The sequence below is a fragment of the Ruegeria sp. HKCCSA071 genome (genome assembly GCF_017872555.1).
Classification (GTDB): domain Bacteria; phylum Pseudomonadota; class Alphaproteobacteria; order Rhodobacterales; family Rhodobacteraceae; genus Ruegeria.
In genome coordinates this window covers 909939-934389 of sequence record NZ_JAEDOX010000001.1, presented here as the reverse complement: position 1 = coordinate 934389, position 24451 = coordinate 909939, and the positions used below count along the sequence as shown (strand labels likewise).

Here is a 24451-nt window from a genome sequence, read left to right as displayed (position 1 = left end):
GACAATGCCCGACCTGCTGATCGAACTGTTCTCCGAAGAGATCCCCGCACGGATGCAAGCCCGTGCCGGCGAGGATCTGAAAAAGCGGATTACCGATGGTCTGGTCGAGGCCGGTCTGACCTATGCAAGCGCGGCCGCCCTGACCACGCCCCGCCGCCTGACGCTGGCGGTCGAAGGGCTGCTGGCGAAAAGCCCCACCATCCGGGAAGAACGCAAGGGTCCAAAGGTCGGCGCGCCTGATAAAGCAATCGAAGGGTTTCTGCGCGGCGCGGGCCTGACCCGTGATCAGCTGGAAGAACGCGAAACCCCCAAGGGGGCCATCTATTTCGCCACCATCGAAAAGGCTGGTCGCCCCGCGGCCGAGATCATTGCCGAAGTGCTCGAAACCACCACCCGCAATTTTCCTTGGCCAAAATCAATGCGCTGGGGCAGTGGCAGCTTGCGCTGGGTGCGCCCGCTGCATTCGATCCTGTGCATTCTGACGGATGAGACCGGGGCGCAAGTCGTGCCAATGGATGTCGATGGCATTTCGTCCGGCGACACCACAGCAGGCCACCGCTTCATGGCGCCCAGCCGCTTTTCGGTCACGTCTTTCGACGATTACGCGGCCAAGCTGAAGCGGGCTTTCGTGGTTCTTTCCCCCGAGGAACGCGCCCAGCACATCTGGAACGACGCCCAGAACATGGCCTTTGCCGCTGGTCTTGAGCTGGTCGAAGACAAGGGCCTGCTGGCCGAGGTCGCCGGGCTGGTCGAATGGCCGGTCGTCCTGATGGGACAGATTGACGACGAATTTCTCGACCTGCCGCCCGAGGTGCTGCAGACCTCGATGAAAGAACACCAAAAGTTCTTCTCGGTCCGCAATCCCAAAACGGGCCGGATTGAACGGTTCGTCACTGTTGCGAACCGCGAAACCGCTGACAATGGCGCGACCATTCTGGCGGGCAATCAGAAAGTTCTGTCGGCCCGTCTGGCGGATGCCAAGTTCTTTTGGGAAAATGACCTGCGCATCGCCAAATCGGACATTGCACAATGGACCCGCGCGCTGGAAAACGTCACCTTCCACAACAAACTGGGAACGCAAGCTGACCGGATCGGCCGTATCGCCGCGCTGGCCCGCGAACTGGCGCCAGTGACCGGTGCCGATGCCGATCAGGCCAAAAAAGCCGCGTGCCTGGCCAAGGCCGACCTCAGCTCGGAAATGGTCTACGAATTCCCTGAACTTCAGGGCCTTATGGGGCGGTATTACATCGAAGCGGCAGGCGAAGATGCTGCCGTGGCCGCCGTCGCGCAAGAGCACTACTCGCCTTTGGGGCCATCAGACGACGTGCCCACGGCTCCGCTGTCGGTGACCGTTGCATTGGCCGACAAGCTGGACACGCTGGCGGGGTTCTGGGCGATTGATGAAAAGCCTACCGGCTCAAAAGACCCGTTTGCTCTGCGCCGGGCAGCGCTGGGGGTTATCCGGTTGGTGCTCGACAATGACCTGCGTCTGCATCTGGATCGGTTCTTCGACGGGCAGCTGCTGCGTGCTGAAAGCGCTGCAAACGAGGCGCTGGCGGCGGAAAACGTTGACGAACTTTTGGATGAAATCGCAGATCACGGCGTGTTTGGCGCAGCCTTCCAGACTGTCAAGGAAAGGCTGGGCGAAGTGTCGGGCGCCGATTTCCTGAGCCTTGAAAAGAAGATCCCCGACGCATCCGACGATCTCCTCTCCTTCTTCCACGACCGCCTCAAGGTCTTCCTCCGCGACGAGGGCATCCGCCATGACGTCATCGATGCCTGTATCGCGATGGACGGCAATGACGACCTCAATCTGCTGGTCAAACGCGCCCGCGCGCTGAACGCGGTGATCGCGACTGAGGATGGCGAAAACCTTGTGCAGGGTTTCAAGCGCGCAAACAACATCCTGACCCAGGCCGAGGAAAAGGATGGGGTGGAATATTCCTACGGTGCGGATGTGAAATTCGCCGAAACCGACAGCGAAAAGGCATTGTTTGCGGCCTTGAACGCAGCACAGGCAAAAATCGAACCCGCGCTGAAATCCGAAGATTTCCCCACGGCCATGGCCGCCATGGCGGGGCTGCGCGGGCCGGTGGATGCGTTCTTTGAGGATGTGCAGGTCAACACCGATAATGACATTGTTCGCCGCAACCGGCTGAACCTGCTCAGCCAGATCCGTCAGATCTGCTCCAGCGTGGCCGATCTGACCCGGATCGAAGGGTAAACGACCGGGCGCGCTGGCACGCGCGCCCACAACGCTCTTGCGTGAAGGGCGCAAGCGCTTATGCTGCAGGCAAACCAAAAGGTGCTGCAGTGCAGAATAATCCGAATACGACGCTCATCACATCCGACGCGCCTGTCACCGCCCATACACATGGCGGGCGGGCCAAATGTCTGCAACGTCTGGTCCGGCTGAACCTGCCCGTGCCCCGAACCGTTGCGCTGTCATTTGATGCCGTTCACCAGATCGCCGAAGGGACAACCCCGGATATTGCGGCGATCCTCGAACAGTTCGATCCGACCTCGTTGCTATGCGTCCGGCCCAGTTCCGAAGATCCCGATTGGGGCGGTCCCGGCGCGGTTCTCAATATCGGAATGAACGATGCCCGTTATGTCGACCTGTCCGACACCATGGGGGCCGAGGCCGCCGCAGCCCTGTATCTGAGGTTCGTTCAAAGCTATGCGATCCACGTGGCGCGGCTGGATGCGGATGTGTTTGATGACATTGACGCCGACGGCCGCGAAGGGCTGCGCCATTCGCTGCGCGCCTACGAGGACGAAACCGACGAGGTCTTTCCGCAGGACAGGGGCGAACAGTTGATCGGTGTTCTGCGCTCGATGGCACGTGCATGGGACGGGACGTCCGCGCGCTTGCTGCGGCAGGCCAAGGGGGCACCCGCTGATGCCGGGCTTGGGTTGGTCATCCAAGAGATGATCCCCGGCGTCGGCAAAGGGGAATGCGGATCGGGTGTTCTGCAACTGGTTGATTCCACAACCGGAATGCCACAGATCACCGGTCGCTACCTAAGTCAGAGCCAGGGGCGCGATGCGCTGGGCAAAGATGTGGCAGCCCTGTTTCTGGAAAAAGACCCGCGCGGCCCCTCGCTGGAAGAGGTCGCGCCCAAAGCTTTTGCCGATGTCAAAGCGCATGCCGCCCTGATGCGCCAGAAACTGCGCGAAGAGATGCAGGTCGAATTCGTCATTCAGGATGGCACTGTGCATATTCTGGATGGCGTCCGGGTGCAGAGATCGGCCCGCGCGGCCATGCGCATTGCCGTACGTCTTGCCGAAGACGGTATCATACCGCCGCAAGAGGCGGTGATGCGTGTCGACCCGCACGCGCTGAACGAACTTCTGCACCGTCAGGTCCACCCCGATGCGCGCCGCGATGTGCTGACCACGGCCATTGGTGCCAGCCCCGGTGCCTCGACCGGCAAGATCGTGTTCACCTCGGCCGAAGCACAGGCCAGTGCCGCTCGGGGCGAGGCGTGTGTTCTGGTGCGCCGGGAAACCTCGCCCGAGGATGTGCGCGGGATGCACGCCGCTGTAGCGGTTCTGACGGAAAAGGGCGGCATGACCAGCCACGCGGCCGTGATCGGGCGCGGATTGGGCCTGCCCTGTATCGTCGGGGCCTCGGAAATGCGGTTTCAGACGAAAGACAAGATGCTGACTGCACCGGATGGGCGCGTGTTCAAAACCGGCGATATTGTCACCATTGATGGCAGCTCTGGGCAGGTGCTGGCCGGCCAGCCCGCCATGCTCGAGGCCGCATTGGATGACTGTTTCCAGACGCTGATGGGCTGGGCCGATGCCGAGCGTGACATTGACATCCGCGCCAATGCTGACACACCGGCTGACGCGCAGACGGCCCGGAACTTTCAGGCTCAGGGGATCGGTCTTTGCCGGACCGAACATATGTTCTTTGATCCCGGTCGTCTGATCGTGATGCGCGAAATGATCTTTGCGCAAACCTCGGCGGGCAGGGCGGCAGTGCTGGCACGCCTGCTTCCGATGCAGCGCGAGGATTTTGTTCAGCTGTTCAGGATCATGGAAGGCCAGCCTGTCTGCATCCGCCTGTTCGATCCCCCCTTGCATGAATTCCTGCCGACAACGCGCACCGGGCAACGGGAACTGGCCGAGGCGCTGGACCTGCCCGTGTCCGACGTCGAACGCCGGGTCGAGGCGATGACAGAATACAACCCCATGCTTGGCCTGCGCGGCGTTCGTCTGGGTGTCACCGTGCCCGAGATCTACGACATGCAGGCGCGTGCGATTTTCGAAGCCACGCTTGAGGCCCGAAAAAACGGTGCCCCGGTGGTACCCGAAGTGATGATCCCGCTGGTTTCCGCCAAGCGCGAGGTTGAACTTGTCAAATCCCGCATCGACTCGGTTGCCGCCGCCGTTGAATCGGAACGGGGGCAGAAGTTCGAATACCGGCTGGGCGTCATGGTCGAAACGCCACGCGCCTGTCTGCGCGCGGAAGAGATCGCGCCGCAGACCGCCTTCATGAGTTTTGGTACAAACGACTTGACACAGATGACTTACGGCCTGTCCCGCGACGATGCCGGTCGTTTCATGTCCGCTTACGTGCGACAGGGGGTCTTTACCGAAGATCCGTTCCACGTTCTTGATCCGGACGGGGTGGGCGAGTTGCTGAAACTCGGGGCAGAACGCGGGCGTGCCGCGAAGCCGGATGTGACCCTTTCGGTCTGTGGCGAACACGGCGGGAACCCCGAATCAATCGCCATCTGTCGCGATCTTGGGTTCGACTATGTGTCATGCTCACCGTTCCGGGTTCCGGTCGCTCGGCTGGCTGCCGCTCAACTGGCGATTTCCTCCAGACTTGGGGGTTGACACTGCGCCGAACCCCAAGGAATAGTGGGTTATACGGTCACTCGTAGGCGAAAAATATTTTCGCCACGGGCGATTTTCCACTTGCTTTTTTCTAGATACTGGACCTTTGCGCCAGTCTGGGGTATCAGCCTCGTCGCGCCCGCCGGGGGAGGGTATGGCGCGTGATGTGCCTGTGCGAGGTTATCTGATGCTACGTTACATATTGGCTGTTGCCGCAGTGGCGGCAACCGTGCTGCCGAGTGCGTCCTTCGCCGAGAAGGAAGCGACTGATACTGCAAAGCAAGAACTTGTCGCCCGCAGCGAGCTGCCGGCGCAAAGTTTTCGGGACTATTTCAAGCTGTTCCAGCCCCGCAAGGCGGCCGAACCTGTCGAAGTGTCCTTCTCCAAAGACTGGCTTGACCAGCAACCAAAGGCCACGGGCGGCGAAAACTGGGAATGCCTGTCCGAAGCCCTGTACTTCGAGGCGCGCGGCGAAAGCGTGCGCGGCCAGTTCGCGGTTGCCGAGGTGATCCTGAACCGGGTCAAAAGCAGCCGTTTCCCGGATTCCCTGTGCGGGGTGATCCATCAGGGGACCGGCAAGAAATACCAGTGCCAGTTCACATACACCTGCGATGGCCGCAAAGAGGTCATCCACGAGAAAACGGCGTATGAGCGTGTGGCAAAAGTCGCGCGGGCAGCCATTGATGGTGTGGCGGATGAGTTGACCGAAGGGGCGACGCACTATCACACGACGTCGGTTCGCCCATCCTGGTCGCGGGTCTATAAACAGACGGCGAAAATCGGCGTGCATGTTTTTTACCGCCACAACTACCGGACAGCGAGCAACTGATTGACGCACCCGCGCTGGAAGCTTGCTGGCGTGGGGCAGGTTGCACCCTATATTGCGGGCCAGGAGGCCCGTAATGATTTTGAACCGCAGACACCTTTTGCAAACGGCTGCAGCAGCATTGCTGATGCCGCGTGTGGCCAGCGCGGGTTTTGCACCGCTTAATGCGCGTGTAACCAAACACCCGATCGCGCCTGCAAGTTATCCTGAAACGGAAGTCTGGACATATGACGGGTCTGTCCCCGGCGTTGAACTGCGTGTCAGGCAGGGCGACCGCATCCAGCGCACCCTGATGAACCAGCTTCCGCAAGCCACGTCGGTCCATTGGCACGGCATTCGCATTGAAAACACCATGGACGGCGTGCCCGGCCTGACACAGGACGCGGTCGAGACGGGCGCAAGCTTTGATTACTCCTTCGTCGTTCCCGACGCAGGGACCTATTGGTATCATGCGCATAACCAGTCGATGGAACAGGTTGCGCGCGGGCTTTACGGGCCGCTGATCGTCGAAGAAACCGCTGCCCCCGATGTGGATCAGGATCTGGTGCTGATGCTGGACGACTGGAGGCTTGATCCTGAAACCGCCCAGATCACGGATGATTTCGACAATGGCCATGATCTCAGCCACGCTGGCCGACTGGGCAATATCATCACTGTCAACGGATCCCTTGACCCGCGCGTTCAGGCGCGACGGAACGACCGTCTCCGGCTACGCCTGATCAACGCCTCCAACGCGCGGATTTTTGACCTGAATCTCGATGGGTTGTCAGGGTGGATCGTCGCCCTTGACGGTATGCCACTGGAAACGCCGATCCCAATGTCGGGGGCTTTCCCAATCGCCCCTGCACAACGCATCGATCTTGTTGTGGATGTCGTGGCTGGGGGTGATACGGCAAGTCTGGTGAGTGTTGAACGCGACGGTGCCTTTGGCATCGTTCGGTTCGATATCGACGAACCTCTCGCACCCGCGCCACGACAAGGCGTGGCAGCGTTGCCGCCCAACCCTTTGCCGGTCATCGAGGATATCTCATCCGCGCCATTGCACCGGATGTCCCTGCAAGGCGGGGCGATGCGCTGGCTGGACAGCGCCCGGATCGGGGACACTGAATTGTCAGGCCAGGAACTGGCGCAGTTGGGCCGGTTCTGGGCCCTGAACGGTTATGCGGAACGCCCGTCCGACCCGTTTCTGGACGCGCGGACCGGCGGCCTTCACAGGATCGAGTTCGTCAATGAAACAGTCTTTCCACATGCCATGCATTTGCACGGCCACCACTTCCGACTGATCCAGCCGGACGGATCGCTTGGCCCGTGGCGCGACACTGTTTTGGTTGATCGGGGACAAACCCGCCAGATCGCGCTGGTCGCGGATAATCCGGGGGACTGGCTGTTGCATTGCCATATGCTGGGCCATGCCGCTTCGGGTATGATGAGCTGGTTTCGCGTCACATGACGCCGCATTCGGCGGTTGGAATGGCGTTTGTTTGAATGTTATAGGCCCTTGCAACGCCTATAGTGGGCAAGCCCTGCAACAAGCCGAAAAGGCCGGACCCATGAGTTCTGAAATCCGACTGGCATTTGCGCACCCGTCCGAACGGTCCGAGGCGACCTCGCCCCGAGGGCCGCTGGACCGCATTTCCCTGCGCGACCATATTGTCGAGGTTGAAATCGGTGCGTTTCAGGCCGAGCGGGGAACAACCCAGCGGATCTGTTTCAATATCGTGGTCGAAGTCCGGCCTCTGACCGACCCGATTGACGACGATGTGGATCGCATCCTGTCTTATGACCGGGTGACGGAATCCATTGCCTATGAGCTCGCGGCCGAACGTCTGAACCTGCTTGAAACCCTTGCCGAACGTGTGGCCGAACGTATCTTGCATGAACCTCAGGCTGTAAGGGTCTTTGTTCGCATCGAAAAACTGGATCGTGGTCCGGGCGCTCTGGGGGTCGAGATCGTGCGCGGGAAAGACTCGGTTCATCACGACGTGACCGAGGAAGACCGCCCGCATCCCCGTCTGGTCTACCTGTCGAATGACGCCATCGCCTCGGACAATCTGACCGGGTGGATCGACCAGTTGCAGAACCGCCAGCGCCCGCTGATCCTGTGTGTGGGGGCGTCAGACCTGGCTGCGCCGCAAACCGGCCACGCAATGACACAGCGCCGGATTGACCTGCTTGCGATCGAGCAAAACGCGTGGGTTCTGGCCGCGCGCGATCACCGCTGCAAGGTGGTTTCAACCCGGACGGAACTGGACTGGGCCATGAAGAACGGCCAGATCTGCGTCTGGGCCCCGTCCAAGATCGTTCTGGACGCGGTGGATGGTCCGTCCGCCGCGCCCTCCGACGCCGTGGCTTTGGCCGCATGGTTTGCCGCGACCTTTGAAGCCAGTGAAATGATGGTTATCGGCGGCGAATTGCCGAAAGCGCCCAAAACCCCCTTGCGGGCTGTGGCCGTGGATCAGGCCCAATTGTGAGCATCTATTTCAGACCGCTGGTTCAGCACGGCCAGACCCGGCCCGCTGGCGCGTACTCTCTGGCCGGTCAGCCCCTGTGGTTTACCCATGTCGAAGCGCTTGGGCGCGAAACCGCACCGCAGATCATGGCGGCATCGGATATTCCCGGTGGGGCGCTGGCGCGATTGACCGGCCCGCGCGCACCCATCGCCGGGCTGGATATGCAGGTGCCGCATATCATGGGCATTCTCAACACCACGCCTGACAGTTTCTCGGACGGGGGTGTTCACAGCTCGGTCGAGGCCGCCCGCGATGCCGCTGCAAGGATGGTGGCGCATGGGGCCACCATTCTGGATATCGGCGGGGAATCAACGCGCCCGGGTGCGGATTTCATTCCGGCAGATCAGGAAATTGCCCGCACCCGCCCAGTGATCGAGGCGATTCGCGCTCAAACGGATGCCCTGATTTCAATCGACACCCGCAAAGCCAGCGTCGCAAAAGCGGCGTGTGCGGCGGGCGCGGGGTTGGTCAACGACGTCTCGGGGTTCACCTTCGATCCCGAACTGGCGCCGTTTTGCGCCGCCAAGGGCACACCAGTTTGCGTCATGCATATGCAGGGCGATCCGGCCACGATGCAGGAAAACCCCAGCTACGACAACGTGTTGCTGGATGTTTACGACGTCCTCGAAACCCAGATCGCTCTGCTGGAGAACCTGGGGCTTCGGCGCGACCTGATCATGGTCGATCCGGGCATCGGTTTCGGCAAGACCGAGGATCATAACCTGACCTTGCTGCGCAATCTCAGCCTGTTTCACGGGCTTGGCTGCCCGATCCTGCTGGGTGTGTCCCGCAAGGGCTTTATCGGAACGATTGGACGGGAGCCTGACAAGACTGCCCGCGCGCCGGGTTCAATTGCCGTGGCTTTGGCCGGATTGTCTCAGGGCGTGCAGATCATTCGCGTTCACGACGTCGCCGAGACCGCTCAGGCCTTGCGCCTATGGGCTGCTGTCCGGTAATCCGGTCTCACGGAAAATCACGGAGTGACACCAATGCGCAAGCTGTTCGGAACCGACGGGGTGCGGGGCACGGCCAACACGCATCCGATGACGGCGGAAATGGCGTTGCGCATCGGGGCTGCGGTGGGGCGCTATTTCCGGCGTGACGCGACCGGTGTGCACCGGGTCGTCATCGGCAAGGACACGCGCCTGTCCGGCTATATGCTGGAAAACGCGCTGACCGCCGGTTTGACGTCGACGGGAATGAATGTGCTGTTGCTGGGGCCGGTCCCCACGCCTGCGGTGGGTCTGATGACCCGGTCGATGCGGGCCGATCTGGGTGTCATGATCTCGGCCAGCCACAACCCGGCAGAGGACAACGGCATCAAGTTCTTTGGCCCCGACGGCTATAAACTGTCCGATCAGGCCGAGATCGACATCGAAAAGCTGATCGACGAAGGTGTCCGGCCTGCTCAGGCCCAGAATATCGGACGGGCGCGTCGTGTTGATGACGCCCGGTTCAGATATGGCGAGCGTGTGAAATCCTCGCTGCCGCGCGATGTGCGTCTGGATGGACTGAAGGTGGTGATCGACTGTGCCAACGGCGCCGCCCACCGCACCGCGCCCGAGGTTCTTTGGGAACTGGGCGCAGACGTGATCCCGATCGGGATTTCGCCCAACGGGAAGAACATCAACCTCAACTGCGGATCGACCAAGCCGCAGCTGGCCGCCGAAACCGTCGTGGCGCATGGCGCTGACGTTGGTGTCTGTCTGGACGGCGACGCGGATCGGGTCGTTATCGTCGACGAAACCGGTCAGGTCGCCGATGGCGATCAGCTTATGGCGTTGCTGGCGACGGCCTGGAAAAAATCCGGGCAGTTGAAAGGCAATGCCCTTGTGGCCACCGTGATGTCCAATCTGGGGCTCGAACGGCACCTCTCGTCACACGGTATGCGGCTGGAACGCACAGCCGTCGGCGACCGCTATGTGGTCGAACGTATGCGCGAAGGTGGCTTCAACCTGGGCGGTGAACAATCCGGTCATATCGTGATGAGCGATTATGCCACCACCGGCGATGGCCTGATGGCCGGTCTGCATTTCCTGGCCGAGATGGTTCTGTCCGGTCGCAAAGCCTCGGACTTGTCCAAGCAATTCGAAACCGTGCCGCAGCTGCTGAAGAACGTCCGCTATGCCAGCGGCCAAACTCCGCTTGAAGTTCAAAGCGTTAAAGCCGCCATTGCCGATGCCGAGGCGCGGCTGAACGGGCAGGGCCGGTTGCTGATCCGCAAATCCGGCACCGAACCGCTGATCCGTGTTATGGCCGAATGCGAGGATGACGCGCTGCTGGTACAGGTCGTCGACAGCATCGTGGCCGAGGTCGAAGCCGCCACAGGCTAGTGCCCGAACAGAACCTTGCGCAGGCTGAACCACTGGCTGATGGCCATGCCCGTCAGGATCAGGGCCAGGGCGACGTAGAACCGCAGGGGCAGGGCCTCCGACAGGATCCAGGCCCCGAACACCATCGACCAGATCGGCACCTGATAATTCACCAGTGTCAAAAACACCGATCCGGCGCTGCGGGTGATCGAAACCCGCAGTAAGTTGGCGAATGCTGTGGGGATCAGGCCAAGCACGATCAGGGCCAGCGATGGGCGGTTGCCCTGCCACGTGGGAACACCTTCGATCAGCAGCATGATGGGCACCAGCAGAACAGCGCCGACCAGCAGGGTCAGCGCGGCCAGCGCCAGCGGCTCGACCGGCGGGCAGCGCCGCGTCAGGATCGATGTCGACGCATAACAGAGGGCAGCCGAGACACAGGCCAGCTGCGCCAGCGGCTCGGTTCCTTGACCCAGCTTTGCCAGACCGGGTCCGATCAGGACCAATGCGCCGGAAAACCCAAGGCACACGCCCAGAAACCGACGCAGGTTCAGCGGCTCATCTGAAAAGAAATGCGCCAGCGGCAACACCATCAGCGGAATTGCAGCCATGGACAACCCTGCAAAAGCCGAGGGTACATATTGCTGCCCCCAGCTGAGCAGCATGAAAGGCACCGCAGTCGACAGCACGCCAATCAGCAGGATTGATGTAGTCAGCGCGGGTGTCAAAACCGGCATGCGGCGCCCGGTGATCCGCATCAGGACAAGCAACGTCACCGCCCCCAATGTGGTGCGCGATGTCGCCACGGTAATCGGGCCATAGCCTTCCAAAGCCATCGCGACGACCATGAATGTGCCGCCCCAAATAAGCCCCAGCGTGAAAACGCCGCTCCAGTCCTGCTTCGTGGGTTGTTCAACCATTCCATCCCCTTATCCCGCGTGCGCGCCGGTGTCACGGGCTGATCTTGACTTAACGTTAGTTTGTACTTACCGTAAGCAATGACTTACGAAATGACATTTTCAGCCTTAGGCGATGCAACCCGCAGGCAGGTGTTCGAAGCCGTCGCCAGCCAGCCTCAGGCAGTGGGCGAACTTGCGTCAAAGCTGCCGGTAAGCCGACCGGCCGTCTCGCAACATCTCAAGGTGCTGTCGGATGCCGGGCTGGTGACATGCCACGCGAAAGGGACGCGCCGGATCTATGCGGTGCGCCCCGAGGGGCTGGCAGAGCTGCGCAGATGGCTCGACCGGTACTGGACCGACGTGATGAACAGCTTTGCAGATGAGGTGACCAGAGCGGGAGAGAGGCCATGACAGACCCGATTGTCAAAACAATTGCCGTAAGTGCCTCAGCTGCGCGTGCTTTCGACATCTTCGTCAACCGCATCGGGACATGGTGGCCGCTGGACAGCCACGCGGTTTCCGCATCGCAGGGACAACCGGCAAGGGACGTGGTTATTGAACCCCGGATCGGTGGCGCGGTTTATGAGGTCATGTTCGACGGAACCCGTGCCGACTGGGGTCAGGTGCTGGCGATTGACCCCGCCGATCCGTGGCATTCACCTGGCATCCGGGCACCAACAAGGGGTCTCCTACGCGCGTCGATGTGCGTTTTGAGGATTGCGGTTCGGGGCAGGCAAAAGTCACCCTGACGCATTCCGGCTGGGATGTCTGGGCAGATGAAGCGCCCGAAAAGCGCGGCGGCTACGATACGGGATGGGATTTCGTACTGGGCGAATGCTTTGCCAATACGGTCTAGAAACGAAAAAGGGCGACCGCTTAGGCCGCCCTTTGACTGACATCCGTCAGGTTTAGTTCTTTTCTTTGTCGACCATCTTGCCGGCCGAGATCCACGGCATCATGCCGCGCAGCTTAGCGCCGGTCTCTTCGATCATATGCTCGTCATTGGCGCGGCGCGACGCTTTGATGGTCGGCTGGCCAACGGCGTTTTCCAGCATGAAGTCACGGACGAATTTGCCCTGCTGGATGTCGTCCAGAACCGCTTTCATGCGGGCCTTGGTCTCGTCGTATTTCAGGATGCGCGGACCGGTGACATACTGGCCATACTCAGCCGTGTTCGAGATCGAGTAATCCATGTTGGCAATGCCGCCTTCATAGATCAGGTCAACGATCAGCTTCACTTCGTGCAGACACTCGAAATAGGCCATCTCGGGTGCGTAACCGGCCTCGACCAGAGTTTCAAAGCCGCAGCGGATCAGTTCGACCAGTCCACCGCACAGAACGGCCTGTTCGCCGAACAGGTCGGTTTCGCATTCTTCGCGGAAGTTGGTCTCGATGATGCCCGAGCGGCCGCCACCGATGGCCGAGCAGTAGGACAGGCCGATTTCCAGCGCCTTGCCGGTTGCATCGTTGTGAACCGCGACCAGGCAGGGCACGCCGCCGCCTTTGGTGTATTCGCCGCGCACGGTGTGGCCAGGGCCTTTGGGGGCCATCATGATGACGTCAACGCCGTCTTTCGGCTCGATCAGCCCGAAATGGACGTTCAGACCGTGGGCAAACGCGATGGCGGCACCGGGCTTGATGTTGTCATGAACGTATTTCTTGTAGGTTTCGGCCTGCAATTCGTCGGGCATGGTGAACATGATGACGTCGCACCAGGCAGCCGCTTCGGCGATGCCCATCACTTGCAGACCTTCCGCTTCGGCTTTCTTGGCCGAGGGCGAGCCTTCGCGCAGGGCGATGACCAGGTTTTTGGCACCCGAGTCGCGCAGGTTCAGCGCATGGGCGTGGCCCTGGCTGCCATAGCCCAGGATAGCCACTTTCTTGTCTTTGATCAGGTTGATGTCGCAATCGCGATCGTAATAGACGCGCATTTTGCCGGTCCTTTCTGGTTTGGTTGGGGCGGTTCTACCTGCCGTGCGTCGGATTGGCGATAGGGTTGGGCTTGAGTATTTGCGAAAAAGATGAAGAATAATTCCTGAAAACGGAAAATACTGAAAAAATCATGCTTGACGATATCGACCGGCGCATTTTGCGCCACTTTCAGGCGAACCCCAGCCTGACCACTGCGGAACTGGCCGATCTGTGCCGGATCAGCGCAGGTGTCTGTTGGCGCAGGCTGGAAAAGATGCAGGTGGCCGGGATTATCGAAGGGCAGGAGGCGGTGATCGACTGGGCCGCGGTGGGCTATGCGGTCGAAGTCTCGCTTCGGATCACCCTGGACAAGACACAGGCCCGCGCCTTTGACGAGTTTATGGAAGAGGCCCGCAACGTGGCCGAGGTGATCGAAATCCAGACATTTCTGGGCCGGGTGGATGTCCGCCTGTCGGTGATAGCGCGGGATATGAAGCACTATCAGCAGCTTTATCGGGACCGGATCCTGACCCTGCCGCATATCGCCGATATCGAAGCGCTGATGCATATCGCGCGGGTCAAACGGGACGAGGTGTTACCGGTATGATCGAGCTGGACGAGATTGACCGCCGTCTGCTGCGCGCGTTGCAACAGGACGCCACCCAAAGCGCAGGTGCCCTGGGTCGCAGGTTCAATCTGTCTCAGCCCGCCACCTGGCGGCGTATCCGCAGGTTGGAGGACGCCGGGATCATCAAGGGCCGAAGGCTGCGTCTGAATGCCGAGGCGCTGGGGTTCGGCGTGACCGTGTTTCTGGGGGTCAAGCTGGCGCGCAAGGGCCAGATCAGCCTTGAGGATTTCGAACGCGCCGTCAGCGCCATCCCCGAAGTACAGACCGTCGAGCATGTTCTGGGTCTGTACGACTACCGTTTGCGCGTCGTGGCGCGGGACCTGTCCGATTTCGAACGCGTGTTGCGGCGCCGGATCATGACGCTGCCCGGCGCAGGCGATGTCGAGGCGAACGTCCTGCTGAGCGAGGAACGGCTGCCCGGTCCGATTGGGTGACGTGCCTTAATATCTGGTGCGGATGTAGTATCCGGGATGATGGGTCAGGCGGGCAAACGTGATCGGTTTGTCTTCTTTCCAGGTGGTGCGCTCCATCTGGATCATCGACGCGCCCGCCGTGGTGCCCATGAATTCCGCCAGCCTTGCGTCAGCGGAAATCGCACAGAACGCAACCTCGGCATCGTTGAACGGAGCGGCATTCAGCAGCCACTCATGCGGTCCGTGCTGGGTCAGGTCGGCGTTTTCCACATCGGGGACGGTTTCGATATTGATCCAGCGCTCTTCAAGCTGGAAAGGGCGGTTGTCCGCGTAATGCATACAGACGACATGCAGAACCCGCGTCTCGGCGGGGACATCAAGCTGAGAGGACAGCCAGCGGGGGCAGGCCTCGACAGTCCGTTCCACCAGCGCATAGCGATAGACGGCATTCTGGCTTTCGACCATCTGCCGCGCCAGCGAGAATTCCAGCTTGGCGTGTTTGCTGGGCTCTTTCTTGACCCGCGTGCCGCTTTTGCGCTTGCGTTCGATGAAACCCTGATCGGCCAGTTCCCTGAGGGCACGGTTCACCGTCGCGCGGGCGCAATTGAATTCTTCGGCCAGTTGCGTTTCGGTCGGCAGCAATGATCCCTGAGGCCACACGCGGCTTTCAATACGTCGTTTTACTTCATCTCGAACGGACTGAAAGTTAATACGCTTTTGTATCGTCACAGGAAAAATATCCCTTCAAGTAAAAAGTGTGCGCATCTGTTCAGAAGCAAGCAGAAGTGTAAAGGGGAAGTGACACTGATTGGCGTCATTTTCTCGTGTTCCCAGCGTCATACAGCACCGAACAGGCCGGTTTTGCCTGCGTTCCGTGGCGTCACTTTTTGTTGGGAAACGGCTTTACTGGCCAAGGGAAACAGACCAAGACTGCACTGACGATATTGAAAGGACGCCATATGCCTGCCTTGCTGAAAAACGTTGACCCGAACGGGCTCGAAGAATTCTCGGTCGTATTCACCGATCGCTCGCTGAACCACATGTCCCAAAAGTTTCAGGGGGTGATGCGCGATATCTCGGCCATGCTGAAAGAGGTGTACAAGGCAGACGGGGTGGCCGTCATTCCGGGCGGCGGCACCTATGCGATGGAGGCGGTCGCCCGGCAGTTCGCGCGCGGGGCGGATGTTCTTGTGGTTCGGAACGGGTGGTTTTCATACCGCTGGAGCCAGATCATTGAAAGCGGTGTCCTGACCAGCTCAACCACCGTGATGAAGGCGCGCGAGACTGGAAATTCCAGCCCGTCCCCCTTTGCGCCCGCACCGATTGACGAGGTCGTCGCAACGATTCGCGAACAGAAACCCGGCGTTGTGTTCGCTCCCCATGTTGAAACGGCGGCGGGTGTCATTCTGCCGGATGACTATGTGACCGCCCTGGCCAGCGCGGCGCATGAGGTGGGTGCATTGATGGTGCTGGATTGCATCGCATCCGGGTGTGCCTGGGTGGATATGAAAGCCACCGGTGTCGACGTCCTGATCTCGGCCCCGCAAAAGGGCTGGAGCGCATCGCCTTGCGCCGGTCTGGTCATGCTGTCCGAACGGGGCGAGGCGCGTCTGGAACAGACAAGCTCGGACAGTTTCGCCATCGACCTGAAGAAGTGGCGCCAGATCATGCAGGCCTATGAAAATGGTGGCCACGCCTATCACGCCACGATGCCCACCGATGCGCTGCTGGCCTTCCGCGATACCATGGCAGAAACTAGGGGATACGGGTTCGAAAAGCTGCGCAAGGCACAATGGGCACTGGGCGACGGCGTGCGGGCGATGTTAAAGGACTATGGCATTGTCTCGGTGGCGGCTGACGGTTTCGGCGCACCCGGCGTTGTGGTCAGCTACACCTCGGACCCCGAAATCCAGAACGGCAAGAAATTTGCCGCTCTGGGGATGCAGATCGCGGCCGGGGTGCCGCTGCAATGTGATGAACCCGAAGGTTTCAGCACCTTCCGTCTGGGCCTGTTCGGATTGGACAAGCTTTATGATGTGGACGCCACCATCGCGCGCCTGAAGCGTGTGCTGGATCAGGTTCTGTAAACGGGTCGGGCCTTAGCGAACGCCAAGGCCCATCTGCATCAACGTCTTGCGCACAGGCGGCAGGGAATACAGCGCGCTCAGCCCCATTGCGCGCGCATCCCGCAGCGGGCGCGCCTCGATCATCGAGGCGCGGTTCAGCAAATCGATCCCCTTGACCCGCATCTCGATCTCGGTGTGGCGCGCCTTGTGATAGGCGTCCAGCATCTGCGCGTCGCCCAGACCTTCGGGCCGGGACTGCGCCAGATCCAGCAGGCAGCGCAGATCGCCCAATGACATGTTCAGCCCTTGCGCGCCAATGGGGGGCACCACATGCGCGGCTTCGGCCATCAGGGCAATACGCTCACCCGCCAACCGTTCCGCGGACTGGCTGATGATCGGCCAGATGGTCCGGCGCGATGCCAGCTTCAAGGGGCCAAACAGGCCACAGGACCGTTCCGTCATCGCAGCCTCAAATGCTTCGGCATCAAGGGTTAAAAGGTCAACGGCCTTCGGGCCGCGCTCCATCCAGACGATGGCGGACGAGGGCTGCCCCTGCCAATCTGGCAGCGGAACCAATGTGAACGGCCCGCCAGACCTGTGTATCTCGGTCGAGACATTCTCGTGCGGAATAGGATGCGTCACCGCAAACGCCAGTGCTTTCTGTCCATACCGTGTTGTATGCACGTTGATACCGGCGGCCGCGCGCATGGGAGAGTTGCGCCCATCTGCGGCCAGCACCAGCTTGCAGCGGATGCGGCTGCCGTCGCTCAGGCCAACGCGGGCTTCGGCAGTGCGGGTGAACAGGCTGACGGTCCCGGTGCCGGGGCGGAAATCGACATTCGGCAGCTCTGCCAGCCGTGCGACCATCTCCCGGCGCAACAGCCAGTTGGGCAGGTTCCAGCCAAACGGTTGCTCGGAAATGTCGGCTGCGTTGAAATCGCGTATGACGCGGGGTTCGGGCACGTCTCCCCCGGCATCGACAATACGCATGATCTGCAAGGGGGCCGCATGGGCATCCAGCCGCGCCCACAGGCCGCATTGCTCCAGCAGGCCGCGCGCAGGTTGCAGAAAGGCGGTGGTGCGCAGGTCAGACCCGTCCACATCCCGTTCGGTGATCGGTGGCGCGGGATCTACACACACCACGTCAAACCCGGCGGTTCCAAACGCCGCCGCTGCGGTCAGACCGGCGATTCCACCGCCGGAAATCAGGATGTCACAACTGTCAGTCATGGCGCCTCTCATCATCTCGGGCAGACCCTAGTTCGGTTCCACCCCCTGCGCCAAGTGACATCCTGTCCCGTATCTCAGCCGCGTGAGATCAGGATCAGGACAAGGAACATCACCGGCACCATCATCAGGGCAGGGATGTAAAGGCCGGGAAGGCCGAATACCATGGCGGAACAGCCCCACATGCTGAGGACCGCGCCGACGGTATAATACAGGTCCTCCGCCTTGGCGTTGGCGGCGTCGCGGGCCAGCCACCCGAAAACCGGAATTGCAAAGAATAGGCGCTGCCAAACCGGCAGGCGTCCGGGCATCTCGATCGCGCTCATGGGGCTCTCCGTTCTGTTCGTCGCTCCAGCGCATATAGGGCTGCGCATTCGGGTGCAGAACGTGCGGATCGTCGCAGTGTGACAGGCTACCGCAGGCGGGCCAGAAACGCGGTCAGATCGTCCGTGTGATGGTGGATGTGATCGGCCTCATGCGGGTCCGGGGCGACGTGAACCGTGCGCATGCCCATCTCATGCGGGGCGGCCAGATTACGCGGGTCATCCTCGAACATGGCGGCCTTGTCAGCCTGAATGCCATCCTGTGCAAAGATGGCTTCAAAGGCGGCTTTCTCGGGCTTTGGCCGATACCCGGCATGTTCGACGCCATAGATTGCATCAAACAGCCCCGAAAGCCCGCGCGCCTGCAAAACCCGCTCGGCGTAGGGCGCGCTGCCATTGGTGTAGACAATGCGCCGTCCGGGCAGGGCGCGAATGTGATCGGCCAGCGCTGCATCCGGGTCCATATGGCTCATGTCCACCTGATGCACCGCGTGCAGATAAGGCTCGGGGTCCAGATCATGTTCGGCCATTAGCCCGGCCAGCGTGGTGCCGTATTGGCGCCAGTACTGCCCGCGCAGCCTGTCGGCCTCGGCCCGGTCCACGCCGATGGCCTGCACCACGTAATCCGTCATCAGAACTTCGATCTGATCGAACAGCTGCATATGCGGCGGATAGAGGGTGTTATCCAGATCGAACACCCATTGCGTGACATGACTGAAGGACGGTTTGACCATGGCTTGGGTTTAGGGCGCGGGCGGGGTGTTTTCAATGCCGTACTTGATTGCCGCCCCCAGAGACGGATAGACATGTCCGAACGAGGAGACAGAATACCCCATGAGCCAGACCCGATCCCCCACCAAGGATGCCTATAGCCTGATACTCGAAGCCATTGATGTCGGCGTCTACAAGCCCGGCGATCGTCTGGTTGAAAGCGAGCTGGCAGAACGGTTCGGAGTGTCGCGCACCCCGATCCGCGAAGCGCTGCAACGTCTGGAAACCCAGTCTCTGCTGGAACGGGACGGACGGTCGCTGATCGTGGCGTCGCTGGACCACAACCAGATGGCCGAGCTTTATATCGTGCGCCGCGAACTGGAAGGGCTCGCCGCGCGGCTGGCTGCCAAACACGCCACCGAAGAAGAGATCAGGGTTCTTCACGACATGGTCCTCGAAGATGACAAGCTGGTGGGTGATCCGATGGCGCTGTCACGTGCCAACCGGCGCTTTCACGAACAGATCCATCTGGCCTCGCACAACCGCTACCTTGTCCAACAGCTTGATCTGGTGCACCGGACTATGGCCTTGATGGCGACCACGTCGCTGGCCGTGCAGGGGCGCGGAGAAATTGCCCAGAGCGAACATAAAGGCATCGTCGAAGCCATTGCCGCGCGCGATGAAGAGGCGGCGGGGCGGGCGCTCAAGGACCATATCTCGATCGCATTCATGACGCGCCTGAAGCAGGACGCAAGCCGCCGCGACAAGTGATTGTCAGGCCAGCGGCTCGTCTTCGCTGGCCTGTCCGTGCTGGGTCTTGTCCCAGAAAAACGGGTTGGTCGCCAATTCCCACAGCGCCTTGTAACCGGCAATCACGCCCAGCGGGAAATATAGAAACATCGTCGGAACCCAAGGCAAAAGAAACCGCCGCTCGCGTGCGGATACGGCGATCAGACCAACACCGATACTCAGCCCCTCTGCCATCAAAAACAGCCCGATCAGCGCGGTAGAGGTTGAATGCGGCACGATATTATCCATCGGATTGGCCAGCCCCAGGCTTGACAGCCAGAATACCCAGAGAACGGGCGCCAGCAGAAATTGCCCCAACGTGCCCAGAAAGAACGCCTGAAGGCCCAGAAATCTGGCACCTCCAAGGTCACGCCACAGCTTTTGCGGGCTGCGCATATGCACCAGATACGTGACCATGAACCCCTTGAGCCAGCGCGAGCGCTGTTTGACCCAGGGCCAGGCCCGGAAATTCGCCTCTTCATATGTTGTGGTATCCACCATTTCGGTCCGGTACCCGGCCCGGTACAGCCTTACGCCCAGATCAGCATCCTCGGTGACGTTATGGGCATCCCAGCCGCCCAGTTCCAACAGCTTGTCGCGACGGAAAAAGAACGTGGTGCCCCCAAGTGGCACCACCAGCCCCATGCGGGCGATCCCCGGCAGGATCACGCGGAACCAGCTGTTGTATTCGATGGTAAAGCAGCGTGACCGCCAGTTGGTGCGCGGGTTGTAGTAATCCAGAACCCCTTGCAGGCACACCACATCCGGCGCGGCCTGGGTGAAATGCGCCACCACGCGCTCGATCTGATCCGGTTGTGGGGCGTCCTCGGCATCCCAGACGCCGACGAAGTCGCCCCGGCAGAAATCCAGCGCGTAATTCATGGCGCGCGGCTTGGTGGTCAACCCGTTCAACTCGGGCACCTCGACGATGCGAATCCAGCTGGGCAGGCTCACCTGCGCAAGGGCATTGCGCGTCACGTCATCCTTTTCCTCAAGCACAAGGATGACATCCAGCAACGCCTTGGGATAGGTCAGCCGCTGTAGTCTCTGTACCAGAGCGTTCGCGATCTCGCGCTCCTTGTACAATGGCACCATGATCGATACGCAGGGTTGCCGCAATGTGATGGCAGCTTCGGTGTGGTCCGGCTGCGTTCTCAGGCGATGCCAAAGGTAAGCCAGCGTGCCAGCCATCCGAAAGGCTGCAAAAAGCGACAGAGTTCCCACAGCCATGCCCAGCACCGCCAGCAGGCCAAACGCCGGGAACATGGCAAACAGCCCCAGCACACACAACAGGGCCACCGAAGGTCCCACGCGTGACCTAAGGGTCCAGTTGCGGCAGCTTTGTGCGGGATCAACCCGGGTTTCCGCCGATCTGGCCAAAGACCCCGAGAATTGCCGCGCAATTGTGCGGTCGATCTGATCGGATGCCGCCAGCACCGGGATCACGGCATATTCGCATTCGCGCATTTCGGCGGTCACGGTTGCGAACCGGTCGGGCCGGGCGGTGGCCACCAGAACAAGGGGGCCAATCCGCATCCAAGGGATGACATTGTGTTTCAGCCAGAAGTCGACCGGCATCAACCCGCTCAGTTCCGGCATCGGCGGGATCTGTTCAAGATCGGCAATCTGCCAGCCGGATTGCGCGGACAGAGCGCTCAACACGTCCTGCCGGGTGGCATAGCCTTCGCCGACCAATATCTCTCCCAGCGGTGCGTTCTGTCTGGTTTGCTGGCTCAGCGCATGGTCCAACTGGGATCGGGTGATGGCCCCGATTTCCAGCAGGCAGGTGCCCAGCGGCTTCCGATGCCCGGGCGCGGGGATCGGTGCGGCGGACGTGAAATCCAGAAGATCAAGCTCAGCCAAAACAAAACCCTGGCGCAGTTACCTGTGCTCAGGGTTGTTCGATCAGGGTTAACACCCGGTTAACACTGCACAGACAAGCAGTTATGCCTGAATTTTCTTCTTCTCCATGGCCTCGGCGAAGCGCTCGAACAAATAGAAACTGTCCTGCGGTCCGGGCGATGCCTCGGGGTGGTATTGCACCGAATAAACCGGCCTATCCGCCATGCGGATACCGCAGTTCGAACCGTCAAACAGCGACCGGTGGGTTTCTACGACGCCATCCGGCAGGGATTGCGCATCGACAGCAAAACCGTGGTTCATCGACGTGATCTCGACTTTGCCGGTGTCCAGATCCTTGACCGGGTGGTTTGCGCCATGGTGGCCGTGGTTCATTTTGACCGTCTGACCACCCAGCGCCAGCGCCAGCATCTGGTGTCCAAGGCAGATGCCGAACACAGGCAGGTCTGTCGTCTCCAGAATCTCTTTGATCATCGGCACGGCGTATTCGCCTGTTGCTGCCGGATCGCCGGGACCGTTCGACAGGAACACACCGTCGGGCTGATGTGCCAGCACGTCGGCTGCGGTCGCGGTTGCGGGCAGAACGGTAACATCACATCCGGCGGATGCGAGGCAGCGCAGGATGTTGCGCTTGGCGCCATAGTCAACGGCAACAACCTTGTGGGCAGGGGCCTTCTGACGCTGGTACCCATCCGGCCAGGCCCACCGCATCTCGTCCCAGCGATAGCTTTGGGCGCAGGTGACTTCCTTGGCCAGATCCATGCCCTCCAGCCCGGCAAAACCGCGCGCGGCGGCGACCAGCGCCTCGATGTCGAAATTTCCCTCGGGATCATGGGCCAGCGCCACATGCGGCGCACCTTGCTGGCGGATGGCCCGGGTCAGGCGGCGGGTATCAACGCCACCGATGGCGATGCGCCCCCGACGCGCCAGCCAGCCCTTGAGCTCCTCGGCCGAGCGCCAGTTCGATGGCTCGGTCGGATCCCATTTCACAACCATGCCAGCGGCGACCGGATCACCGGTTTCGTCATCCTCGGGGTTCACGCCGACATTGCCGATATGAGGGAAGGTGAAGGTCACGATCTGCCCGGCATAAGACGGGTCGGTCATGATCTCCTGATATCCGGTCATCGCCGTGTTAAAGCACAGCTCGGCCACGGTTTGCCCGGTCGCGCCGAAGCCTGCGCCGTAAAACAGGGTTCCATCGGCCAAAGCCAGACATGCGGTGGGCTTGGACGGGGCATTTGGGGCCATGGCGCGACTCTCCTGTAGGGTAAATCGGCGCATACCTAAGGGGGTTGGGCGTCTGGGTCAAGTCTGTTCAATTTTTAGGCTGTTGTTGTTTTTCAATGGGTTAGATGGATCGACCCCCGGTTGTATCAGGCTTTTTGTTTCTATATGGTCGGGGTTCCGTTGTCATGGGGATGGACAAACCAAATGGACATGCGATCACGGGTGAATGCCGCCCTGAAGCAAGCAATGAAAGACAAAGCAGCCGAGCGTCTGTCGACACTGCGGTTGATCAACGCCGCCATCAAAGACCGCGACATCGCGGCACGTGCGTCCAGCAATGAAGAAGCAAAGGGATGCAGCGACGCAGAGGTTCTTGAAATCCTTGGGAAAATGACCAAGCAGCGCAAGGAAAGCGCCCGCGCCTACGAAGAGGGCGGTCGCCTGGATCTGGCCGAACGCGAGATTCGCGAAGTTGAGGTGATCGAGGAATTTCTGCCAAAACAGCTGGATGACGATGAGGTCAGCAAGGCCATTCAAACCGCCATCACGGCAACCGGCGCGGGTTCGATCCGCGATATGGGCAAGGTGATGGGCGAGTTGAAAACGCGCTATACTGGCCAGATGGATTTCGGCAAGGTCGGTCCTATGGTCAAGGATCACCTGTGCGCAGCCTCAAACGGCGATTGCTGAGGCACCGAGCCCCGGAAAACACTACTGCGCGACCGGCTCGCGCAGTCTTAGGACCAGCTCGTCATAAAGCGTGATCCGCTCATCTTCGGACAGAAACGCCCCGATTTCGACCTCGCGCCCGTCTCCGACAAGGGTGACATAATGCGGAACCGGGCCGCCTTTCTCGTGCATCGCCGGCCGCGCCCAATAACGGTTGCAAGACCATTCGTGCTGCTCTTTGCCGGGGGTGTGGTGCACCAGCCGCGCATGTGTGCCCGACAGGGTCAGTACCTCGAACACACTGCGGGCGCGGTAGTTGGTCTTGATGGCCAGCCACAGCCCCAGCACAGTGATCAGCAGAAACGGCAGCAACCCCCACAGGATCACGGAACCAAGCGTGGCCAGCAGCGGGATCAGGCCAAACAGGAACACCGACAGGATCGTGATCATCGCGCCCCGCGGCGGCAGCGAGTTATGCGGCCAAAGCCGCAGTTCCTGTTCGGTTTCCGAGGTCTGATTCCACGTATAGGGCATACCGCGAACATAGCGCAGCGCCGCCTCATGTCGACGGGTTTTGATCAGACGACGTGGCCGACCCGAGACCAGGACAGGGCGTCATCCAGACGATCGTCACCCCAGAACACCTCCTGCCGGACAACAAAGCTGGGGGCGCCGAAAACACCCAGTTTGACGGCGGTTTCGGTTTCCGCCTCAAGGGCCGCGACGATGTCGTCGCCTTGTGCGCGTGCCAGGGTCAGTCGGGGGTCTTGCTGACACCGCAAAAGCGCCTCGGACAGCGCACTTTCGCGCCCGGCTTCCACCCCTTCCTCGAACCAGATGCGATAGAGCGTTTGGGTGAACGTCACGCCCCAGCCATCCATCATTCCAAGCAACGCAACCTGATTGGCCAGTGGCAGATTGGAAATCGGATAGGGCGCAGGCAGGTTGGCGTGGATGTGGTACTTGGCACAGCGGCGTTCGATATCGCGCCACATGTAAGCCGATTTCACAGGCTTTCCGGCAAAAGGGATATTCTGCTGGGCCGACATCACCGTGCGCACGTTGAACGGGCGCCAGTTCACCGTGGCGTCATGCTGGGCGCACCATTCCTCCAGACGCATCACGGTCAGGAAGCTGTACGTGCTGCCAATGGAATACCAAAAGTCGATCTCGGGCATTGCCGACCCTCCGACTGTTCCGTCCGCACATCATAGCCGATTTCG

At 60.9% G+C, this 24451-nt stretch carries 24 protein-coding genes; 14 read left to right on the top strand and 10 right to left on the bottom strand.

The genetic code is table 11. The features are described 5' to 3' along the window. The first annotated feature begins 4 nt into the window (after positions 1 to 4). From glyS to glmM, 7 genes are all read left to right on the top strand, one after another. Complete coding sequence (gene glyS, locus I9188_RS04625) at positions 5 to 2224, top strand: glycine--tRNA ligase subunit beta (protein ID WP_209504251.1); 2220 nt, start codon at positions 5 to 7, stop codon at positions 2222 to 2224. A gap of 89 nt (positions 2225 to 2313) precedes the next feature. Then, positions 2314 to 4854, top strand: a complete 2541-nt coding sequence (locus tag I9188_RS04620; RefSeq protein WP_209504250.1) for a putative PEP-binding protein — start codon at positions 2314 to 2316, stop codon at positions 4852 to 4854. A 187-nt stretch (positions 4855 to 5041) separates the two neighbouring features. Further along, positions 5042 to 5683, top strand: coding sequence for a cell wall hydrolase (locus tag I9188_RS04615; protein ID WP_209504249.1), 642 nt, complete (start codon positions 5042 to 5044; stop codon positions 5681 to 5683). A 73-nt stretch (positions 5684 to 5756) separates the two neighbouring features. After that, complete coding sequence (locus I9188_RS04610; protein ID WP_209504248.1) at positions 5757 to 7130, top strand: multicopper oxidase domain-containing protein; 1374 nt, start codon at positions 5757 to 5759, stop codon at positions 7128 to 7130. Between the two features lie 100 nt (positions 7131 to 7230). Beyond that, positions 7231 to 8151 carry a dihydroneopterin aldolase gene (locus I9188_RS04605; RefSeq protein ID WP_209504247.1) on the top strand — a complete coding sequence of 307 codons (921 nt, stop codon included), beginning with the start codon at positions 7231 to 7233 and terminating at the stop codon, positions 8149 to 8151. Next, positions 8148 to 9146: a dihydropteroate synthase gene (gene folP, locus I9188_RS04600; protein ID WP_209504246.1), complete on the top strand. Its 999-nt coding sequence runs from the start codon at positions 8148 to 8150 to the stop codon at positions 9144 to 9146. Before I9188_RS04605 ends, folP begins: the two co-directional genes overlap by 4 nt. 33 nt (positions 9147 to 9179) lie before the next feature. Next, a complete protein-coding gene (gene glmM / locus I9188_RS04595) occupies positions 9180 to 10523 on the top strand; it encodes a phosphoglucosamine mutase (protein WP_209504245.1) in 1344 nt (447 codons plus the stop codon). Here glmM and I9188_RS04590 read toward each other — a convergent pair. Further along, the gene (locus I9188_RS04590; protein WP_209504244.1) at positions 10520 to 11422 is read right to left on the bottom strand and encodes a DMT family transporter; all 903 of its coding nucleotides are present in this window, start codon (positions 11420 to 11422) and stop codon (positions 10520 to 10522) included. The two genes, glmM and I9188_RS04590, sit on opposite strands and share 4 nt — an antisense overlap. 78 nt (positions 11423 to 11500) lie before the next feature. Between I9188_RS04590 and I9188_RS04585 the strand changes: the two genes are divergently transcribed. Further along, the gene (locus I9188_RS04585; protein WP_209504243.1) at positions 11501 to 11812 is read left to right on the top strand and encodes a metalloregulator ArsR/SmtB family transcription factor; all 312 of its coding nucleotides are present in this window, start codon (positions 11501 to 11503) and stop codon (positions 11810 to 11812) included. Continuing rightward, positions 11809 to 12150: a hypothetical protein gene (locus tag I9188_RS04580; RefSeq protein ID WP_209504242.1), complete on the top strand. Its 342-nt coding sequence runs from the start codon at positions 11809 to 11811 to the stop codon at positions 12148 to 12150. Before I9188_RS04585 ends, I9188_RS04580 begins: the two co-directional genes overlap by 4 nt. A gap of 159 nt (positions 12151 to 12309) precedes the next feature. Here I9188_RS04580 and ilvC read toward each other — a convergent pair whose 3' ends face one another. Beyond that, complete coding sequence (ilvC, locus tag I9188_RS04575; protein WP_209504241.1) at positions 12310 to 13332, bottom strand: ketol-acid reductoisomerase; 1023 nt, start codon at positions 13330 to 13332, stop codon at positions 12310 to 12312. A 131-nt stretch (positions 13333 to 13463) separates the two neighbouring features. Here ilvC and I9188_RS04570 point away from each other — a divergent pair, with 131 nt between their 5' ends. Together I9188_RS04570 and I9188_RS04565 are read left to right on the top strand one after the other, a co-directional pair. Further along, positions 13464 to 13919 carry an Lrp/AsnC family transcriptional regulator gene (locus I9188_RS04570; protein WP_209504240.1) on the top strand — a complete coding sequence of 152 codons (456 nt, stop codon included), beginning with the start codon at positions 13464 to 13466 and terminating at the stop codon, positions 13917 to 13919. Next, the gene (locus I9188_RS04565) at positions 13916 to 14374 is read left to right on the top strand and encodes an Lrp/AsnC family transcriptional regulator (RefSeq protein WP_209504239.1); all 459 of its coding nucleotides are present in this window, start codon (positions 13916 to 13918) and stop codon (positions 14372 to 14374) included. The genes I9188_RS04570 and I9188_RS04565 overlap by 4 nt, the downstream gene beginning before the upstream one ends. A gap of 6 nt (positions 14375 to 14380) precedes the next feature. Here the strand turns inward: I9188_RS04565 and I9188_RS04560 are convergent, their stop codons facing one another. Further along, positions 14381 to 14995 (bottom strand): GntR family transcriptional regulator, encoded by a 615-nt coding sequence (locus tag I9188_RS04560; protein ID WP_245223699.1) that lies wholly within the window; start codon positions 14993 to 14995, stop codon positions 14381 to 14383. Between the two features lie 317 nt (positions 14996 to 15312). Between I9188_RS04560 and I9188_RS04555 the strand changes: the two genes are divergently transcribed. Continuing rightward, positions 15313 to 16440, top strand: coding sequence for an aminotransferase class V-fold PLP-dependent enzyme (locus I9188_RS04555; protein ID WP_209504237.1), 1128 nt, complete (start codon positions 15313 to 15315; stop codon positions 16438 to 16440). A 12-nt stretch (positions 16441 to 16452) separates the two neighbouring features. Here I9188_RS04555 and I9188_RS04550 read toward each other — a convergent pair whose 3' ends face one another. The 3 genes from I9188_RS04550 to I9188_RS04540 all read right to left on the bottom strand — a co-directional run bounded on the left by I9188_RS04550 (position 16453) and on the right by I9188_RS04540 (position 18703). After that, positions 16453 to 17649 (bottom strand): UbiH/UbiF family hydroxylase, encoded by a 1197-nt coding sequence (locus tag I9188_RS04550; protein WP_209504236.1) that lies wholly within the window; start codon positions 17647 to 17649, stop codon positions 16453 to 16455. Positions 17650 to 17723: 74 nt separating this feature from the next. Continuing rightward, positions 17724 to 17972, bottom strand: coding sequence for a hypothetical protein (locus I9188_RS04545; RefSeq protein ID WP_209504235.1), 249 nt, complete (start codon positions 17970 to 17972; stop codon positions 17724 to 17726). A gap of 86 nt (positions 17973 to 18058) precedes the next feature. Beyond that, the gene (locus I9188_RS04540) at positions 18059 to 18703 is read right to left on the bottom strand and encodes a pyrimidine 5'-nucleotidase (RefSeq protein ID WP_209504234.1); all 645 of its coding nucleotides are present in this window, start codon (positions 18701 to 18703) and stop codon (positions 18059 to 18061) included. Positions 18704 to 18803: 100 nt separating this feature from the next. On the opposite strand from I9188_RS04540, the gene I9188_RS04535 reads away from it, so the two are divergent. Further along, positions 18804 to 19451 carry a GntR family transcriptional regulator gene (locus tag I9188_RS04535; protein ID WP_209504233.1) on the top strand — a complete coding sequence of 216 codons (648 nt, stop codon included), beginning with the start codon at positions 18804 to 18806 and terminating at the stop codon, positions 19449 to 19451. A gap of 3 nt (positions 19452 to 19454) precedes the next feature. Here I9188_RS04535 and I9188_RS04530 read toward each other — a convergent pair whose 3' ends face one another. Both I9188_RS04530 and carA read right to left on the bottom strand, forming a co-directional pair. Then, on the bottom strand, positions 19455 to 21332 hold the full coding sequence (locus tag I9188_RS04530; protein WP_245223698.1) for a glycosyltransferase: 1878 nt from the start codon (positions 21330 to 21332) through the stop codon (positions 19455 to 19457). Positions 21333 to 21413: 81 nt separating this feature from the next. After that, positions 21414 to 22580, bottom strand: a complete 1167-nt coding sequence (gene carA, locus I9188_RS04525) for a glutamine-hydrolyzing carbamoyl-phosphate synthase small subunit (RefSeq protein WP_209504232.1) — start codon at positions 22578 to 22580, stop codon at positions 21414 to 21416. Between the two features lie 183 nt (positions 22581 to 22763). Between carA and I9188_RS04520 the strand changes: the two genes are divergently transcribed. Beyond that, positions 22764 to 23249, top strand: a complete 486-nt coding sequence (locus I9188_RS04520) for a GatB/YqeY domain-containing protein (protein ID WP_209504231.1) — start codon at positions 22764 to 22766, stop codon at positions 23247 to 23249. Between the two features lie 21 nt (positions 23250 to 23270). Here I9188_RS04520 and I9188_RS04515 read toward each other — a convergent pair whose 3' ends face one another. Continuing rightward, positions 23271 to 23762, bottom strand: a complete 492-nt coding sequence (locus I9188_RS04515; protein WP_209504230.1) for a DUF2244 domain-containing protein — start codon at positions 23760 to 23762, stop codon at positions 23271 to 23273. Positions 23763 to 23806: 44 nt separating this feature from the next. Next, complete coding sequence (locus I9188_RS04510; RefSeq protein ID WP_209504229.1) at positions 23807 to 24406, bottom strand: 2-hydroxychromene-2-carboxylate isomerase; 600 nt, start codon at positions 24404 to 24406, stop codon at positions 23807 to 23809. Positions 24407 to 24451: the final 45 nt, after the last annotated feature.